Source organism: Veillonella rodentium, assembly GCF_900187285.1.
In the GTDB taxonomy this organism is placed as follows: domain Bacteria; phylum Bacillota; class Negativicutes; order Veillonellales; family Veillonellaceae; genus Veillonella; species Veillonella rodentium.
Genome location: NZ_LT906470.1, coordinates 868308 through 885751, shown reverse-complemented (window position 1 = coordinate 885751; position 17444 = coordinate 868308). Strand labels below are relative to the sequence as shown.

General features: G+C 41.8%; 15 protein-coding genes. 2 read left to right on the top strand and 13 right to left on the bottom strand.

Going from position 1 to position 17444, the window contains the following annotated elements:
• Window positions 1-7: 7 nt before the first annotated feature.
• The 9 genes from infB to polA form a co-directional block, all read right to left on the bottom strand.
• The gene (infB, locus tag CKV62_RS03940) at window positions 8-2488 is read right to left on the bottom strand and encodes a translation initiation factor IF-2 (protein ID WP_095065785.1); all 2481 of its coding nucleotides are present in this window, start codon (window positions 2486-2488) and stop codon (window positions 8-10) included.
• A gap of 15 nt (window positions 2489-2503) precedes the next feature.
• A complete protein-coding gene (locus CKV62_RS03935; RefSeq protein WP_095065784.1) occupies window positions 2504-2809 on the bottom strand; it encodes a L7Ae/L30e/S12e/Gadd45 family ribosomal protein in 306 nt (101 codons plus the stop codon).
• Between the two features lie 17 nt (window positions 2810-2826).
• Complete coding sequence (rnpM, locus tag CKV62_RS03930) at window positions 2827-3096, bottom strand: RNase P modulator RnpM (RefSeq protein ID WP_038114729.1); 270 nt, start codon at window positions 3094-3096, stop codon at window positions 2827-2829.
• Between the two features lie 2 nt (window positions 3097-3098).
• On the bottom strand, window positions 3099-4175 hold the full coding sequence (gene nusA, locus CKV62_RS03925) for a transcription termination factor NusA (protein WP_095065783.1): 1077 nt from the start codon (window positions 4173-4175) through the stop codon (window positions 3099-3101).
• Window positions 4176-4192: 17 nt separating this feature from the next.
• Window positions 4193-4651 carry a ribosome maturation factor RimP gene (locus tag CKV62_RS03920; protein ID WP_095065782.1) on the bottom strand — a complete coding sequence of 153 codons (459 nt, stop codon included), beginning with the start codon at window positions 4649-4651 and terminating at the stop codon, window positions 4193-4195.
• A gap of 243 nt (window positions 4652-4894) precedes the next feature.
• Entirely contained in the window at window positions 4895-5602 is a 708-nt protein-coding gene (locus CKV62_RS03915; protein ID WP_095065781.1) for a hypothetical protein, read from the bottom strand.
• Complete coding sequence (locus CKV62_RS03910; RefSeq protein ID WP_095065780.1) at window positions 5586-6140, bottom strand: lytic transglycosylase domain-containing protein; 555 nt, start codon at window positions 6138-6140, stop codon at window positions 5586-5588. Before CKV62_RS03910 ends, CKV62_RS03915 begins: the two co-directional genes overlap by 17 nt.
• A 27-nt stretch (window positions 6141-6167) precedes the next feature.
• The gene (gene coaE, locus CKV62_RS03905; protein ID WP_095065779.1) at window positions 6168-6782 is read right to left on the bottom strand and encodes a dephospho-CoA kinase; all 615 of its coding nucleotides are present in this window, start codon (window positions 6780-6782) and stop codon (window positions 6168-6170) included.
• 12 nt (window positions 6783-6794) lie between these two features.
• On the bottom strand, window positions 6795-9416 hold the full coding sequence (gene polA / locus CKV62_RS03900; protein ID WP_095065778.1) for a DNA polymerase I: 2622 nt from the start codon (window positions 9414-9416) through the stop codon (window positions 6795-6797).
• A 179-nt stretch (window positions 9417-9595) separates the two neighbouring features.
• Here polA and rpsT point away from each other — a divergent pair, with 179 nt between their 5' ends.
• Together rpsT and CKV62_RS03890 are read left to right on the top strand one after the other, a co-directional pair.
• Window positions 9596-9856, top strand: a complete 261-nt coding sequence (gene rpsT, locus CKV62_RS03895; protein ID WP_095065777.1) for a 30S ribosomal protein S20 — start codon at window positions 9596-9598, stop codon at window positions 9854-9856.
• 139 nt (window positions 9857-9995) lie between these two features.
• Window positions 9996-12194 (top strand): RNA ligase, encoded by a 2199-nt coding sequence (locus tag CKV62_RS03890; RefSeq protein ID WP_095065776.1) that lies wholly within the window; start codon window positions 9996-9998, stop codon window positions 12192-12194.
• Window positions 12195-12357: 163 nt separating this feature from the next.
• Here the strand turns inward: CKV62_RS03890 and ade are convergent, their stop codons facing one another.
• The 4 genes from ade to CKV62_RS03870 form a co-directional block, all read right to left on the bottom strand.
• The gene (gene ade / locus CKV62_RS03885) at window positions 12358-14031 is read right to left on the bottom strand and encodes an adenine deaminase (RefSeq protein WP_095065775.1); all 1674 of its coding nucleotides are present in this window, start codon (window positions 14029-14031) and stop codon (window positions 12358-12360) included.
• A 13-nt stretch (window positions 14032-14044) separates the two neighbouring features.
• On the bottom strand, window positions 14045-15358 hold the full coding sequence (locus CKV62_RS03880) for an NCS2 family permease (RefSeq protein WP_231968375.1): 1314 nt from the start codon (window positions 15356-15358) through the stop codon (window positions 14045-14047).
• A 246-nt stretch (window positions 15359-15604) separates the two neighbouring features.
• The gene (locus CKV62_RS03875; RefSeq protein WP_095065774.1) at window positions 15605-16777 is read right to left on the bottom strand and encodes a phosphopentomutase; all 1173 of its coding nucleotides are present in this window, start codon (window positions 16775-16777) and stop codon (window positions 15605-15607) included.
• A gap of 126 nt (window positions 16778-16903) precedes the next feature.
• Window positions 16904-17437: an NUDIX hydrolase gene (locus tag CKV62_RS03870; protein WP_095065773.1), complete on the bottom strand. Its 534-nt coding sequence runs from the start codon at window positions 17435-17437 to the stop codon at window positions 16904-16906.
• Window positions 17438-17444 lie beyond the last annotated feature (7 nt).

Genomic DNA, 17444 nt, shown 5'->3' with positions numbered 1-17444 from the left:
TAACCTCCTAAAGTTGAGGTGCAATTTCTTCCATCAAGTATGCTTCGATAACGTCGCCTTCCTTGATATCGCGATACCCTTCAAGGGAAATACCGCATTCGAAGGATGTTTTTACTTCCTTAACTTCATCTTTGAATCGACGTAAAGAATCGACCTTACCTTCAAATACAACGATGCCGTCACGAATCAAACGTACTTCCGAGTCATTTGTAATACGACCTTCCGTTACATAGGATCCGGCAACGATAGCCTTCGGTGTGGAAATAACCTGACGCACTTCCGCACGACCTACGACAATCTCCTTAAATTGAGGTGCCAGCATACCGCGCATAGCGGATTCAACGTCATTAATGGCGTCATAGATTACACGATACGTACGTAAGTCGACCTTTTCCTGTTCAGCCGCACGGCGAACGTTGGCATCAGGGCGTACATTAAAGCCCATTACAATCGCATTGGATGCGGATGCAAGCATGATATCGGATTCGTTGATAGCACCTACTGCGGCATGAACGATAACGATGCGAACCTCTGGATTTTTAATCGCTTCTAAAGATTGACGCAATGCTTCTACAGAACCTTGTACGTCGGCTTTGATGATGATATTGAGATCCTTCAACTCGCCCTGTTGGATTTGATTGAAGATATCATCCAATGTAACCTTATGTGTAGCCTGTAATTCCTGAACACGTTGTTTAGCAATACGTTTTTCCGCAATCGCCCGTGCTTCATTATCATCCATACCGTTGATGATTTCACCGGCTTGAGGGACCTCGGAGAAGCCCAAGATTTCCACCGGCATGGAAGGACGGGCTACTTTTACCCTTTCGCCGCGCTCATTAGTCATGGCACGGACCTTACCGTACGCCGTCCCCGCAAGCACCGTATCACCTACACGAAGGGAGCCTTTTTGTACTAATACAGTACATACGGCACCGCGGCCCTTATCAAGTTGAGCCTCGATAACGACACCGTACGCTTTACGATTAGGATTGGCCTTTAATTCCATCACCTCTGCAACGAGCAGGATGTTTTCAAGCAAGTCATCAATACCTTGCTTCTGCTTTGCAGAAACCGGCACCATAATTACATCTCCGCCCCATTCTTCAGGCAAGAGACCATGTTCAGAGAGCTGTTGTTTTACATGGTCAGGATTTGCACCCGGTTTATCCATCTTATTAATAGCAACGATAATAGGCACCTCAGCAGATCTTGCATGGTTAATAGCTTCGATAGTTTGAGGCATAACACCGTCATCCGCCGCAACCACAAGAACGGCGATATCCGTGGACTTTGCACCGCGTAAACGCATCGCTGTGAAAGCTTCATGACCCGGTGTATCAAGGAATGTAATCTTATTATCCTTGTAACGGACCTGATATGCACCGATATGCTGTGTGATACCGCCCGCTTCGTCTGCCGTTACATTTGTTTGACGAATAACATCAAGCAACGATGTTTTACCATGGTCAACGTGACCCATGATTGTTACAACAGGAGGACGAGGTTTCAATGTTTCCGGTGCATCTTCAATCTCAATAACATCCGTTGGATCCTCTTCCGGTTCCACTTCAGTTACGGTAACGCCGAATTCTTCGGCCACGATAGTAGCCGTATCGACATCTACCTCCTGATTAATGCTGGCCATAACACCTAAAAGCATCAACTTTTTAATGATTTCAGATACTTCACGGCCCATTTTATCAGCTAATTCTTTAACCGTTAAAGAACCGCTCAATTCGATTTCCGTAGCGATAGCCGCTTCCGCCTTACGTTCAGCTTCCGCTTTCTGTTGCAAGTATTGTTCATTACGATGCTTTACGCGATTTTTTTTCTTCTGCATAGATGTGGATAACAAGGATTGCGGACGGTTATTGCCGCCTTTTTTATTCTTCTTGTTACGACGATCATCATTGCGGTTATTACGATTATCGTTATTGCGACTATCATTATTACGAGCATCGTGAGAACGACCGCTATTACGGTTATCCTTATTTCGATTATCGTTGTTACGATTGTCGTTGTTGCGGTTATTAGAACGATTGTTGGGACGGTCTCCAGCAGATTGATTAGCATTAGATTTGCGCGTAGGTTCACTTATTTGTACATGACGCACATTACTTCGCTTATGATCATCACGTTTGGGTTGTTCTGTTTTCTGTGTCGCTTGTTTTTTATGCTCCTGCTTTTTCGGCTCTTGCGTTTTGTTATCCGACTTTTTTTGCTCTTGTTTATGACTTACAGACTCTGATTTTTGAGACTTAGACGCCTGTTTATGTTCAGCCGTTTTAGCAGGTGCTTTATGTACAGTCTTAGATGCTGCACCATCCTTCTTGCTTAACTGTTTTTTTACAATGTCATATCCTGTCTCATCAACAGAATTGACAGCTGTAGTAACTTTAAAATTGTGTTGTTGCAAGATAGAAATGACCTGCTTGCTTTTTACGCCAAACTCCTTGGCAATTTCATGGACACGTTTTTTGGACATCTGCATACCCCCTTATTATCGATCAATCTCTTTTAATAATGCTTTTGCAAATCCATCATCCAATACGGCTACCACTACCCGAACATCCTTGCCAATGGCCGTACCTAAAGCCTCTTTCGTGGCAATACTGCAAAGCGGGATATGATGTATATCTGCTAATTGTATATATTTCTTTTCATTGTTGGATGCACAATCACCCGCGAGAAGAACCAACTTGGGCTCCTTTCTCTTAATGGCTTTTTCCACGATAAAATCACCGGAAATCACCTTACCTGCTCGTTGTGCTAATCCTAAGAGATTTAAAATTTTATCTTCATTCATAATATCTTATCCAGTGATTACTCGGTCTCTTGAAAATCACGTCGAAGTTGTTCGTATATCTCTTGAGATACACTATGTTTTAACGATCGCTCCAATCGTTTTGCCTTATAGGCCTGCTCAAAACAGGAAACGGATGAACATAGATAAGCGCCTCGTCCCGGTGCTTTACCGGTGCGGTCAATGCTGATAACGCCATCCGGACTCAAGGCCACGCGAATTAGTTCCCGTTTTACCTTGGACTCACCACAGCCTACACAGGTACGCATAGGTTGGGATTTCTGTTTCATGACTATTCACCATCCTCAGCAGTATCGAATCCCGTGAAAGGATCCTCTGCCGCCTGTGTTTCACTCTTAATATCGATTTTCCAATTCGTTAATTTTGCTGCAAGCCTTGCATTTTGACCGGCCTTGCCGATTGCTAAGGACAATTGGTAATCCGGCACCACCACATAGGAGGATTTTTCCTCTTCACTCACATCGACGGATACGACCTTTGCAGGACTTAACGAGTTGGCGATATAAATCGCCGGATCCTCATCCCATTTAACGATATCGATTTTTTCATCATGAAGTTCATCTACAATGTGTTGTACACGTTGTCCCTTCGGCCCTACACAGGAACCTACAGGGTCGATGTTTTCATCACGGCTGTACACGGCGATTTTAGAACGCATCCCCGGTTCACGTGCAACGGATTTAAGCTCTACCACACCTTCATAAATTTCCGGTACTTCTAACTCAAACAGTCGTTTTAACAATCCAGGATGTGTACGGGAAATCATGATTTGAGGACCTTTAGTCGTCTTCTTAACCTCTACAATGTAACATTTGATACGGTCACCCTCGCGATAGGTTTCCGTTGCAATTTGCTCTGTAGGCGGTAAAATCGCTTCTGTCTTACCGAGGTCGATAAATACATTCTTACCTTCAACACGTATAATAACACCGGTGATAATATCACCTTCACGGCTGTAATATTCTTCGTAAACTACACTTCGTTCCGCTTCCTTCAATCGTTGAATAAGCATCTGTTTTGCCGTATGTGCAGCACTACGTCCGAAATTGGCGGGTGTTACATCCACCTCAACGATATCGCCGATTTCAAAACGCTTATCCTTTTTTCGGGCATCCGATAAACTGATTTCTGTTTCCGGCAACTCTACAGTTTCAACAACTTGTTTTTTTGCCATTACCTTATAATCGCCGGTTTCACGGTCAATCACAACATATGCATCAGGATTAGATGTAGGTTCTTTGCGATACGCCTGTAATAATGCAGCCTCCAAAGACTCGAAAATAACCTCGGGAGCAAAACCTTTTTGCTTTGTAAGCACCATCACCGCTTGAATTAATTCTTGACTCACTCGTATGCCTCCATGTATTAAAAATCAAGATGTAATCGAATTTGTGCAATAGCAGACCGTTCGAATGAAATGCTTTCACCATTGATTGTAAAATCGATAGTTGTATCCGTAAAACCTTGTAACGTGCCCATATATTGTTTACTGCCGTTAATAGGTTTAAATAGCTGAATATCCACATCACGGCCGTTATAACGAACTAAATCCTTGTCCTTTTTTAACACCCGATCAAGACCTGGAGAGGATACCTCCAATAAATAGTTTTCCTTAATCGGATCCTTTTCATCGAGGACCGCACTTAACTTTTCGCTTACCCCTTGGCAATCGTCCAAATCCACACCACCGGGTTTATCAATGTAAACGCGCAGATACCAGTCCCTTTCGCGAACATAGTCCACATCGACTAATTCCATATCGGTGCCGGCTATAATGCCTTCAACTACAGAGGAAACAAATTCCTCTACCGCCTCTCTTTTCATAGCCATCGCCTCCTAACAATTTACTACAATCTATATATTTTTAATTAAGGTACTTCTCAAAGTGCTAATCATAAATGAAAGAGTGGACATATGCCCACTCTTTTAACAGATTTATATAAAAGTCATATATAGTATATCATATTTACTATATATATACAAATTGTCCCCTGATTTCGGGTATTGAAAGAGAAATTTTCCAGATTCCTTCTCAAATGTATCAAATTTGAAATCGACCCGATATGCTTACACGGGTTCTTGTAAACTGCGCTCATTGAGCTCATGCAATACAATCTGAAGATATTTCCGCAATAGCGAACTCAAATCATCTAAATTCTTTGCATCTAAATGGTGGTCAATTTCCGGATAGTTTTTATATCGCAGTTCCGCAAAAAACTCATCACGCAGTTCATTATAATACAGTAGCAGCCCCGTACATTCATCCATCTTGCGATATTCACCGATGATAAAGGATCCGTTAATCATGCAAATAGCATGTGCAGGATCTACATCGCGCACAAAACCTTCCAGTTCATCAGGCATAACCTCTGAAAAATCCCATGTAGGAATACCTCGACGTTTATAAGTGAACGTAAAATTTTCTGACGGATTTACGAGCATATTCGTTAGCCCTTTTACACAGCGTTCCTGTAAGCCTGACCAGAACGAATCAAGGTCTGCACGAACAAAGGATATATCTACAAAAGAGAAAAGCGGTAAGTCCACATATACCGTATAGTCCTCCACCTCTTTATCATAGAGGGCGCACCAACGCCATCCTAGTGTATTTTCATAATGGAAAAGGGGCACAGTCATTACCTTTTCACCTGCAACAATGCGTTTCTGTATAGCAGTACAAGCATCGGGCCCCGTAACGGACAAGGAAAAATCCCCCACAGTCTGAGGTAACCAGGAGTAATCCAAGTCCTTACAGGATTCAATAATCTGGTCCATATAAAGCTTCATACCTTTCTTGATATTGTAATACGGCCTTTACATAGCTTCGCGTTTCAGGAAATGGTATGGTATCAACCATCCCGTTCCATTTATTTTCCTGTAACCATGCTTCAACATGCCCGCGCCCCGCATTATATGCGGCTAAAGCCATCACTTCATCGCCGTTAAAATCTTTTAACAGGTGTGCTAAATACCAGGTTCCTAATTCGATATTCGTTGCCGGTTCCTTTAATTGCCTGTCGGTATAGTTACCATGTCCCACCTGCTCCGCTATCCAGCGTGCCGTCTCCGGCATGAGCTGCATCAATCCGAGAGCACCTGTTTCGGATTCCGCCGTATTTCTATACTTGCTTTCAGCGAGAATCACACTGGCCACTAACGCGGGAGATACATCTTCTTTTTCAGCGGCGGCCATAACCTCCGCCCGATAGTCAAAGGGATATACAAACTGGCGCGCTACAAAATCGTCAAGATGGGCAAAATAAAACCAGCCCAAAATGACGCATGATAACGCCGTTGCTGTTGTGCGTTTCATAAATCCCCCTTCTATCGTTCAAATCAATCACTCAAATGGCTTTAAAACAGGTTCTATCCGAGTAGACCATATAGATTGCAGTTGTTTCTCTAACTCATGAGGTGCTCCGTTATTATCTATAATTATAGTCGCATAAGACCTCTTGTCGTCAAGTTTCATTTGACTGTGAATACGAGCCATCGCATCACTCCGAGAATATCCATTACGTTCCATCAAACGCTGCACCTGCGTTGTTTCGTTTACATAAACGAGCCATACCTCATCCATCATAGTATACCATTCCCCCTCGATTAGAAGAGGAATATCATAAATGAGTACAGGCACCCGCTTCGCTTCGTACTCTTCGGTAAGCTCCATGATACGCGTTCGAATATATTGTTTTAAGCAATGATTCAATACATCACGTTTCGAATTATCATAAAAAACGATATTTCCCAGAATTTCACGATTCAAAGTGCCATCCTTATGCAGTACCGTGCTACCGAAATGCTCAACTATGGCTTCTAGCCCTTTCGTTCCCGGTTCCACCACTTCCCGAGCTACCACATCCGCATCTACATAAGGAATACCACGCTTCTTAAAAAATGATAAAACTGTGCTTTTACCGGACGCAATACCTCCGGTTAAGCCGATTTTTTTCATATGATTTCCCTTTTACTTCACCAAGGCCCAATTTTCCGCACTATGCACATCCACAATGAGGGGTACCTCTAGTTCCACAACGTTCTCCATAATGCTGCGCAATAATTCTTTTACCGCATCAAGTTCGGAATTTACCGCTTCCAGCACGAGTTCGTCATGAACCTGCAACAATAGCCGCGATACGAATTTTCCTTCTTCCAGCTTTTGTTCCACCTGATTCATAGCGATTTTAATGATATCCGCCGCCGTTCCTTGAATCGGTGTATTCATAGCCGTGCGCTCCGCAAAGGAACGACGATTAAAGTTTCGGCTGTTAATATCCGGCAATTCCCGTTGACGTCCGAACATAGTACGAACTTTACCTGTTTCATGAGCCTCTTGCACCATACGGTCCATGTATTCCTTAACCTTCGGATACCGGCTGAAATACAAGTCGATATAGTTTTTGGCTTCCGCGCGGGTTATGCCGAGATCTCTGGACAAACCGAAATCGGAAATGCCGTAGATGATACCGAAGTTAACCGCTTTTGCATGAGAACGTTCTTCGCCTGTCACATCTTCCTGTGCCTTTCCGAGCACCTCCGCCGCCGTAAAACGATGAATATCCTTACCGTCCTTGAAAGCCTGAATTAACGCCTTATCACCGGACAGATGAGCTAAAATACGCAATTCGATTTGGGAATAATCGGCGCTCACCAATGTGTTATAATCCGCCCCCGGATAGAACAGCGCTCGAATCTCACGTCCTTTTTCCGTACGAACCGGAATATTCTGTAAATTCGGATCCGATGAACTCAATCGCCCTGTAGCCGTCACCATCTGATTAAAACTGGTATGAATACGATGCGTTTTTTCATTAATTAATACCGCAAGGCCTTCTAAATAGGTAGACACCAATTTTGCCACAGATCGATACGCGAGAATCTTTTCTACAATCGGACTGTCATTACGTAGCATATCAAGCACTTCCGCATCTGTAGAATAACCGGTCTTCGTTTTCTTAATAACAGGCAATCCTAATTTTTCGAATAAGATGACCCCCAACTGTTTCGGTGAATTAATATTAAAGGTTTCGCCTGCGAGGTCATATATCTCCTGCTGTACGGCTTCCAGTTCAGCCTTGAACCGTACCGTCGTTTCTGAAAGCTTTTCAGGATCGATATAAATACCGTTCTTTTCCATTACTACTAACGTATGGGTAAGAGGTAATTCTATACTTTCATATAAAGACCATATATTTTCTCTATGAGCGGCATCACAGGCCCCGGAATTCATGGCAAGTAATGCTTTCACCATGGAAACGCACTCCACATCGACACTGCCACTGGCAATAGCCGGTACGGAAAAACGCTCTGTCAAATACAAATACCCGTAATTTGTCCGCGTCGGATCAAGCAAATATGCCAATAGTGATATATCATGAATCCGTGCCGTACCGTCATCATTAAACAGAGGTATCAGAGCAGGTTCAGCCTCGTTAAACGCCTCTAGCAATTCTTTCGCCTGAGTAGTTACAAGAGTCTTAGCCCCCTTCAATACAGGCAGCACGGCATTAACGTCATCGGTTTTTACAACCCTATCCCCATTTGATAGATAAATTGAGTCAGGCACTCTGAACGGGGATTTTCCATTCAATATAACATGAACCGCTACGGTTTTTTCGTCATAGTAATCTGCAGTTAAATCCTTTGCATCGCCTAGATTTTCCAAAGAAATCTCCTCTTGAGGCGCAAAAAGGGAACCAAGCTCTCCAAAGGCTTCGGACTCACCGCCCATAACCTGTACGATGCGCGGCGTCAACTTGGTAAAGCCCAGAGTCTCAAACAAAGGTTGTACCTCAGATGGATGAAAGTTCTGCACAAAATCATCCACCGTATAGGATAAATCCATATCCGTTTTAATCGTTGCCAGATGGCGGGACAAAAATGCCAAATCTTTATTTTCTACAAGGCGTTCCTTCAATTTTTTACCGGAAATATCCTCAATATGATCGTATACTGATTCAAGAGTACCGTATTCAGTAATCAGCTTAAGTGCCGTCTTTTCTCCGACACCGGGAACCCCTGGAATATTATCGGATGAATCCCCCATGAGAGCTTTCATATCGATGACCTTATCAGGACCATATCCGTAGAGTTCCTCCATATTATCCGGAGTTACTTCCAACATTTCAGAAATGCCCTTCTTCGTTAATAGCACATGACTATACTTTGTAATGAGTTGTAAATTATCGCGGTCACCGGTGATAATTTTGACCGCCAAATCATCGGATCCGAATTTTTTACTCAAGGATCCGAGAATATCATCACCTTCAAAGCCTTCTTCTTCAATGACACAGATGCCAAGTGCTTTCAGTACATCCTGAATAAGGCTGAACTGAGGCCGCAAATCCTCCGGTGCATCCGGCCGGTTACCTTTATAATCGCTGTATAATTCAGTTCGAAATGTTTGACGCCCCTTATCAAAAGCTACCGCCACATAATCCGGTTTAATTTCTTCGTACAATTTGATAAGCATCGTCAAAAAACCGTAAACCGCATTGGTAGGCGTTCCCAATGCAGAACTCAACGGCGGCAATGCAAAAAACGCACGAAATAATAAACTGCTGCCATCTATAATCATTAATTGTTTCATAATACACCTCACTTAATTCTATCATTTATTATATCATATAGAGCATCAGGGCTCTCATAAAATCCATGTTATAGATTAAGGAGTATAATCAGTCTTCCTCTGTAAAAGTTCTTGCGTATCAATATGCTGTGTGATATAATCATTCAGGTATAAGAAACGAATTTAAGGAGGTGACTCAATTGCCAAATATTAAATCCAGTATTAGAAGCGTAAAAACGGATGCTGAACGTCGTGCGAAAAATGCCGCTGTAAAATCTAAAATCCGTACAGCAGCTCGTAAAACCGTTGAAGCTGTTCAAGCAGGCGCAGTAGAAGAAGCTAAACAAGCACTTGTTCATGCTACTAGCGTAATTGATAAAGCAGCCTCCAAAGGTGTACTTCATAAAAACACTGCAGCTCGCAAAAAATCCAATCTTGCAGCTAAAGTAAATGCTTTATAATATAAAAGCTATCTAAACAGCCTCTCGGATTTCCGTGAGGCTGTTTTTTTATTCTATTCCAATCTATCATTTAAATTACTTCGTTTTACATACTTTATTATTTCATGTTCGCCCTTTGGGCAAAGAGAGGATTATTACTATGAGAACACTACTACTTATGCGCGGTGCTCCTGCTAGTGGTAAGTCTCAGTGGATTCGTGACAACAATCTTGAGGCTTACACCCTTGAAGCCGATCATTTCCGTATGCTTTTACGTAGCCCTGTTATCAGCGACGATAGCTGGTATATTTCCCAAAAGGACAATGAGTCGGCATGGAAGCTGTTACTTGATTGTTTAGAACAAAGAATGAGTCACGGTGATTTCATCGTTCTTGATGCCACTCATACCACGCCTAAGAGCGTCAATGGATATAAAGAATTAATCAATCGATATAAATACAGCGTCTATTACTATGAACAAGAGGCTACTCTAGAGGAGTGTTTAGCACGTAATGCATCACGTTTAGAATACAAGCGAGTCCCTGAACAAGTCATCAGGCGTATGTATAAAATGACAAATAACCATTCCCTTCCCAACTTCTGCAAAAAAATAACATCAATCGATGAAATCAACAACTACTTCACTGTTAATGTAACGGAAAAATATGATCGCATTCGTATTATTGGCGACATTCATGCCTGCTATACGGTGTTACAAAAGGCAATCACACCTTGGGATGAAAAAACATTATATATTTTCTGCGGTGACTATTTGGAACGCGGCATTGAAAACAAGGGAATGCTTTACGAAATGATGCGACTCAGTGAACTGCCGAATACGATTATGCTGGAAGGCAATCATGAAAAGCATATCAAAAATTTCGCCTTTAACACAGAATTGAATACATCAAAAGGTTTCTTAAAGGAAGTCATCGCCCCTATCATTAAAGATATGTCTAAAAAAGAAATCAATTCGCTGCAACGTGATCTACGTCTATTTTATAAACGTCTTCGTCAATGCTATCCATTCATATTTCATGGCAAAAAATATTTAGTCTCTCATGGCGGTATATCCTATGTACCTAATATGACGTATATCAGTACAGATACATTTATCAAAGGATATGGCAGTTATGAAACAGATATTGCTAAAATATATGATAAAAACTATAAAAACGGACTTTGTCAGGATTTCATTCAAATTCATGGACATCGAGATGTACCGGATGGCACCTACTCCTATTGCCTTGAAGGTGAAGTGGAATTTGGAGGCGAACTAAAATATATTGATATCGTAGAAACTACGTTTACTAAAAAAGGCATACAAAATGATATATATGATAAAAATTATATGCGTCATGATTTTGAAAGAATGTCGCAGCATACCATTTTTACACAAAATGAAGATATCAATATAATCGGAAATTCTAAACTAGTGAAAGTAAAATCTTGCGAGCCGAACCTGTACTCCCTTAACTTTACACCTCGTGCATTTCATAAACGTCAATGGAATGATTGTACTGTTCAAGCCCGCGGTTTATTTGTAGATCGCATTACGGGAGACGTGAAGCTACGCAGCTATAACAAATTCTTTAATATTGGCGAACGACCGGAAACACAATGGCCCAGTTTAGCTGACACACTCTCCTTTCCGGTAGAAGTTCGCGCTAAAGAAAACGGATTTCTTGCTATTCTCGGTGTAATTAACAATGAATTTGTATTTGCTTCCAAAAGTACAACTAAGGGCAGTCACGTAACAATCTTTAAGGATTTATTTTTACAATTGCCTAAAGAAATACAGTTGGGAATAAAAGAACTACTGATACGTGAAGATTGTTCCATCATTTTCGAAGTTATCAGCTCACAAGATACACACATCATCCGATATGAAAAAGACCACCTGTTTATATTAGACCTCATACCTAATTCATTGGATATAAACGGTAAACATGTGGACGTAGCCTTTTCTAAACATCATTTGCAAAGTATAAATGAACTATTGAAAGTAAACACATGCAATTTTATATCTATTGTAAACACGATAAAAACAGCCAATTCCATTCATGAGTTAACAGAAGTTCTCAATGAACAGATGAACTCCTATAAACCGACTGAAGGTATAGTCTTAGTTGATAAGAACGGTTTCATGGCTAAATTCAAAGGCTCATATTACTCTGATTGGAAATATCGGAGAAACCGTATTCTTGAACCTTATCAGGAAACTGGCGTAATACCTTACGACAACTGTAAATCAGAAGAAGATCTCAAATTTGCTTATTCCTTAGCTAAGTTGGATTTCGCCACCGTTAAAACGGCAAATTTACTCGATGTAAAAACAATGCTTGGCATTGAGGATTAATGCCAAAACAGTTTATACAAATAAAAGCTATTAAGACAAAGACAGCCTCACAGAAATCTGTGAGGCTCTGTCTTTAAATAAGATTATTTTCTAAGCATTAATCTACATTTTTATTTGATATTTTCGTATACTTTTATTTACCTTTAAATCGGCAGTAAAAATCTTAAAACTCCATTACTCCCGTTGTAGTGATTCGAATTTCAGGTATCACTGTCAACGCTAAGAAGCTGAGATTAATAAACGGATCCAATGTTTCAGGCACGCCCATGGAATAGGCGATTTCCTTCATTTTAGCCACCTTTGTATCCACCTCTTCATGCGGACGATTTGTGATGAGACCCATAACTTCCAAAGGCAACTCTTCGATCACCTTTTCTCCGCCGGCAATGACATATCCGCCGCCGATTTCACGAATTCTATCGATAGCAACCATCATATCCGCGTCATTATCGCCGACAACGATCAGATTATGTGAATCATGTGCAAAAGATGTGGCAATGGCACCGTTCTTCAGGTTAAACCCCTTCAAGATGCCTATACCATTTCGTCCGGTCGCCTTATACCGTTCTATACAGGTAATCTTGTTAAATACATCATTAGGCACGAATAATCCATTTTCTGATGGTACGTCTTCCACCGTTTTCTTCGTTACAATCTGTCCCGGCACAATATTAATAATCGATTGAGGTCCTTCAACGGAAATATCTAATTTATCCTTTGTAAAAGCACCGATATTAATGGTATGCAGTAATTCCTTCGGCACAACCTTTTCTTCTCTTACGAGAACGCGTTCAATCGGTTTTCCTTTATAAAACACCTCGTGAATATCCACGTGTTGCTCATCATTGAGGATTACAAGATTGGCACTGTAACCGGGCGCAATAGCACCTAGATCTTTTAATCCGTAACATGATGCCGGATAGGTGGAGGCCATTTTATATGCCTCAATAGGTTTGAGTCCTAACTCAATAGAGCGACGAATATTATAGCTGATATGCCCTTCGGAACGAATATCTTCAATATGCTTATCATCCGTACAGAATCCATATCGTTCCGTATTCGCCTGCTCCCCTACAATTCCCTTTACAATAGAGTCTAGATTATGAGCGGCACTACCCTCACGAATCCATACATAAATACCGTTTTTAACTTGTTCTTTAGCCTCGTCGTAAGAGATACATTCGTGATTTGTCGTAATCCCCGCCAATCGATAACTTGCAAGCTGCTGTGGTGAAAGTCCTATTATATGACCATCCATAACGGTATTCTTAAAAAAATTCAGCTTCTTAAGCATATATGGATCAGCATTAATAACACTATAACAATCCATGACTTCCCCTAAACCTAAGATGCGAGAATTGCTCTGCAATCTATGTAATTCATCGCCATCCAGCATGGCGCCGTTATCCTCTCCGGGCACAGCAGGTACACAGGATGGTGCCATAACATATACATCACCCTGAGCTGTAGCTGTTTCATTAATCATATACTCAATACCGGAAATACCCGCTACATTACCGGCTTCATGAGGGTCTACAATAAATCCTAACGTTCCCACTTGAGAGGCCTCAAATACGAGTTCTTTCGGATTCACCAAGGTGGATTCCAGATGGAGATGGCTGTCTATAAATCCGGGCACAATATATTTATCGCTGTAATCATATTCTGTTTCACCGGTATATGTTCCTACACCTATAATCGTGTCATCATGAATCGCAATATCCGCTTTTACCCATTCATCGGTGAATACATTTAAAACAGATGCCCCCTTCAATACGACAGGAGCCTTATCCAACCCCTGTGCCTGTCGAGAAATTTTTGCATTGAATTGTATCATATAAGGGTCCTCCCTACATAAAGACTTCTTTCAAAACGAAAATGAGCGCCAAGAAATACATGACACCGGAAATGTCTCGATACTTACCGGTCAACACTTTAATCAAAACATAACTGATGAGCCCCCATTCGATACCCACACCTATGGAGTAAGCAAATGGCATCATGATAATTGTCAAAAATGCCGGTAGTCCTTCCGAAATATCACCGAAATCGATGTCCTTAACGGATGCCATCATAAATAAACCTACCACGATAAGTACCGGCGCTGTAGCCGCCACAGGAATAACCATAAGTAACGGTGCCAGGAATAAGGATGCTATAAAAAGTCCCGCAATGGTTAACGCGGTCAGCCCCGTACGTCCACCCTCTGCGATACCCGCAGCCGATTCAACAGCCACGATATGAGGCGATGTACCTAGTGCACTACCGATGATAGTGCCTAAAGCGGATACTTTCATACAGGAACTCTGAACACTCATCTGTTTCTCCTGAGGTACCTCAGCTTGATTTGTAAGGCCAATCAATACACCGACCACATTAAATAAGTTGACGAATAAGAATGTAAAAGCCACAAACACCATATCCACAGACAAAAGTTCGCTCAAATCATAATGAAACCAAATCGGTGCCAACGACGGCGGCACGGAAACCACCGTATCCGGCAATTTGGTAATACCGCAGAAAAATCCTACAACCGCAGCAATGATAACAGCCAGAAAGATTCCACCTTTTACATTACGACCCGTAAAAACGGCAATCAATACAATTCCCAATATAGATACTAGGCTGGATGGAGTTTGTAAATCGCCAATGTTCACAATGGTGGCAGGATTGCTTACAATAAGACCTGCACTGCTGAGACCGATGAGGGCGATAAATAATCCGATGCCCGCCGTTACCGCCAGTTTAATCGTATGAGGTATGGCATTGAACAGGTATTCCTTTAACGGTGTAACCGCAATCAGTAAAAAAGCTAAACCTGCAATTAATTGAGCCGTCAGAGCAAAAGCAAAGCTATGTCCCATCTGGACTACAATAGTATAAGCAAAAAACGCATTGATACCCATACCGGATAATCCTGCAAACGGCATATTGCTATACAGCGCCAACAATAAAGTCATGATGATGGCACTCACAGCCGTCGCCGTAAATACGGCACCTACATCCATACCGGCAGCGCCAAGAATAACCGGATTTACGGCTAATACATAAGAAACACAAAGAAACGTCGTAGCCCCCGCAAATAACTCCCTTGATACGGATGAGCCCCGTTCTGAAATCTTGAATACTTTGTCCCATACACTACCTTGTACTTGTTCTCTCATAATGATTCCTCCTCTCGTACTTACAATCATGGGTGTATTCATACATACTTATATATTTCCACATCTATACAGGAATATCCTTTTTATATACAAAAATATTGTCTATAAAAATACCGCAGCATGGTTAACTCAAATAGAGTCATATATGCTGCGGTATGTTTAATATGTAATTATCCATACAATTTTATAAGGACAATATTATGAAAATATATTCAATTATACATAAGAAATAATTCCTATACAAAGCTACGCTTTCAAAGAATCAAAGAATGACGTTCCGATGCCCCACTGATCTAATCCGAAGTTTTGGAGTACCGTTTCTCCGACATCCGCAAAACTTTGTCGATCTCCTAAAACTAGTGAATGATTCATACTTGGGCTATAAGCAAGTAAAGGTACCATTTCCCTCGTATGATCTGTTCCCTTCCAGGTAGGATCATTCCCGTGATCCGCCGTGATGAGGAGCAAATCATCATCCTTAAGTAAATCTAACAAGCCGCCCAATTGGTAATCAAAATCTTCGATAGCACGCTTATACCCGTCTACATTGCGCCTATGACCGTAAAGGCTGTCAAATTCGACAAGATTGACCATCATAAGTCCCCTTGTAAAACTTCGTCCCAACAGATACGGCACCACATTCATACCGTGAGCATTGGACTTTGTCGGATATGACTCATCCCAGCCGACGTGAGCATAAATATCGCCAATCTTGCCGACTGCCACTGTCGGAATATTAGAGTCTTGTAACGCCTGTTGCACCATTTTCTTTTCAGGCATGCGACTGTAATCATGGCGATTCGAGGTGCGTACAAAATGTCCCGGTGTACCGACAAAAGGTCGAGCAATGATACGTCCTACATAATAATCACCGATACACACCTTATCGCGCGTAATTTGACACATCCGATACAAATCCTCTAATGGAATGACATCCTCATGCGCGGCAATTTGAAAGACCGAATCCGCCGATGTATATACGATAGGCTTGCCGGTTTTTATGTGCTCTTCACCAAGGCGTTCAATAATTTCCGTTCCCGATGCGACCTCGTTGCCCAAAAATCCATAACCCGTTTCTTTTGTGAAAGTATCCATCAGTTCCTTCGGAAAGCCTTCATAAAATGTCGGAAACGGTACTGTGACGGGGTGCCCCATCATCTCCCAATGACCGCTCGTCGTATCTTTACCGGTACTCATTTCAGCCATGCGACCGTAAGCACCGATAACAGGCTCATCGGACTCTGAAATATCAACAATATGGGCTAAGCCTAAACTTTTTAGATTTGGACAGCGTATAGGTCCCGCTACAGATTCAATATGACCCAATGTATTCGAACCTTCATCGCCGAATTTAATTGCATCAGCCGCATGTCCCACACCGACACTGTCCATCACTAATAGAATAATTCGATTATACATATGTACTCCTAAATTCATATGAAATACGTTACCTCATATAATGTAAATATTTCATAGTAAATTACAATCAAGCATCATGACCATGAACTAGTAAAACATTTGACGTAAATCGAGATATGTTTAATACTACTTAAGGTACGGCATAGCAAGCATGAGTGCCGCCAAAGACTTGCTATCCTTGATATTCTCATTTCTGATAACCTCCAGCAGTTCCGGTACCGTGTAGTACTCCAGCTCCACATATTCATCGGGATCCCAATTGGTTTCCCCCAAGGTAAGATCCTTGGCAAGATATAAATGTAATACCTCATTGCAGAATCCCGGACTCGTAGCGATAGCTCCTAACGGAATCCACTGAGCAGCACGATACCCTGTTTCCTCGGCCAATTCCCGCTTAGCGCAGACGATCGGCTCTTCATTGGGATCAAGTTTTCCTGCAGGTACCTCCAGTAGCGGCTGCTGCAAAGCATATCTGAATTGACGCTCCATGACGATCTTATTATCCTCTGTAACCGCCACAATCGCCGTGGCCCCCGGATGATGCACAACCTCACGCCATGCCTCCTTGCCGTTCACATCGGCTATATCATAGGTAACTTGAATCAACTTACCGTTAAATTTCATTTCACTGGATTTCTGTATTTCCTTACTAATTGCCATATGTACC

Excerpts from the sequence above, each read along its gene's own strand:
- infB (WP_095065785.1), bottom strand. The coding sequence starts at position 2,488 with ATGTCCAAAAAACGTGTCCATGAAATTGCCAAGGAGTTTGGCGTAAAA.
- CKV62_RS03935 (WP_095065784.1), bottom strand. The coding sequence starts at position 2,809 with ATGAATGAAGATAAAATTTTAAATCTCTTAGGATTAGCACAACGAGCA.
- rnpM (WP_038114729.1), bottom strand. The coding sequence starts at position 3,096 with ATGAAACAGAAATCCCAACCTATGCGTACCTGTGTAGGCTGTGGTGAG.
- CKV62_RS03920 (WP_095065782.1), bottom strand. The coding sequence starts at position 4,651 with ATGAAAAGAGAGGCGGTAGAGGAATTTGTTTCCTCTGTAGTTGAAGGC.
- CKV62_RS03915 (WP_095065781.1), bottom strand. The coding sequence starts at position 5,602 with ATGGACCAGATTATTGAATCCTGTAAGGACTTGGATTACTCCTGGTTA.
- CKV62_RS03910 (WP_095065780.1), bottom strand. The coding sequence starts at position 6,140 with ATGAAACGCACAACAGCAACGGCGTTATCATGCGTCATTTTGGGCTGG.
- coaE (WP_095065779.1), bottom strand. The coding sequence starts at position 6,782 with ATGAAAAAAATCGGCTTAACCGGAGGTATTGCGTCCGGTAAAAGCACA.
- polA (WP_095065778.1), bottom strand. The coding sequence starts at position 9,416 with ATGAAACAATTAATGATTATAGATGGCAGCAGTTTATTATTTCGTGCG.
- CKV62_RS03890 (WP_095065776.1), top strand. The coding sequence starts at position 9,996 with ATGAGAACACTACTACTTATGCGCGGTGCTCCTGCTAGTGGTAAGTCT.
- ade (WP_095065775.1), bottom strand. The coding sequence starts at position 14,031 with ATGATACAATTCAATGCAAAAATTTCTCGACAGGCACAGGGGTTGGAT.
- CKV62_RS03880 (WP_231968375.1), bottom strand. The coding sequence starts at position 15,358 with ATGAGAGAACAAGTACAAGGTAGTGTATGGGACAAAGTATTCAAGATT.
- CKV62_RS03875 (WP_095065774.1), bottom strand. The coding sequence starts at position 16,777 with ATGTATAATCGAATTATTCTATTAGTGATGGACAGTGTCGGTGTGGGA.
- CKV62_RS03870 (WP_095065773.1), bottom strand. The coding sequence starts at position 17,437 with ATGGCAATTAGTAAGGAAATACAGAAATCCAGTGAAATGAAATTTAAC.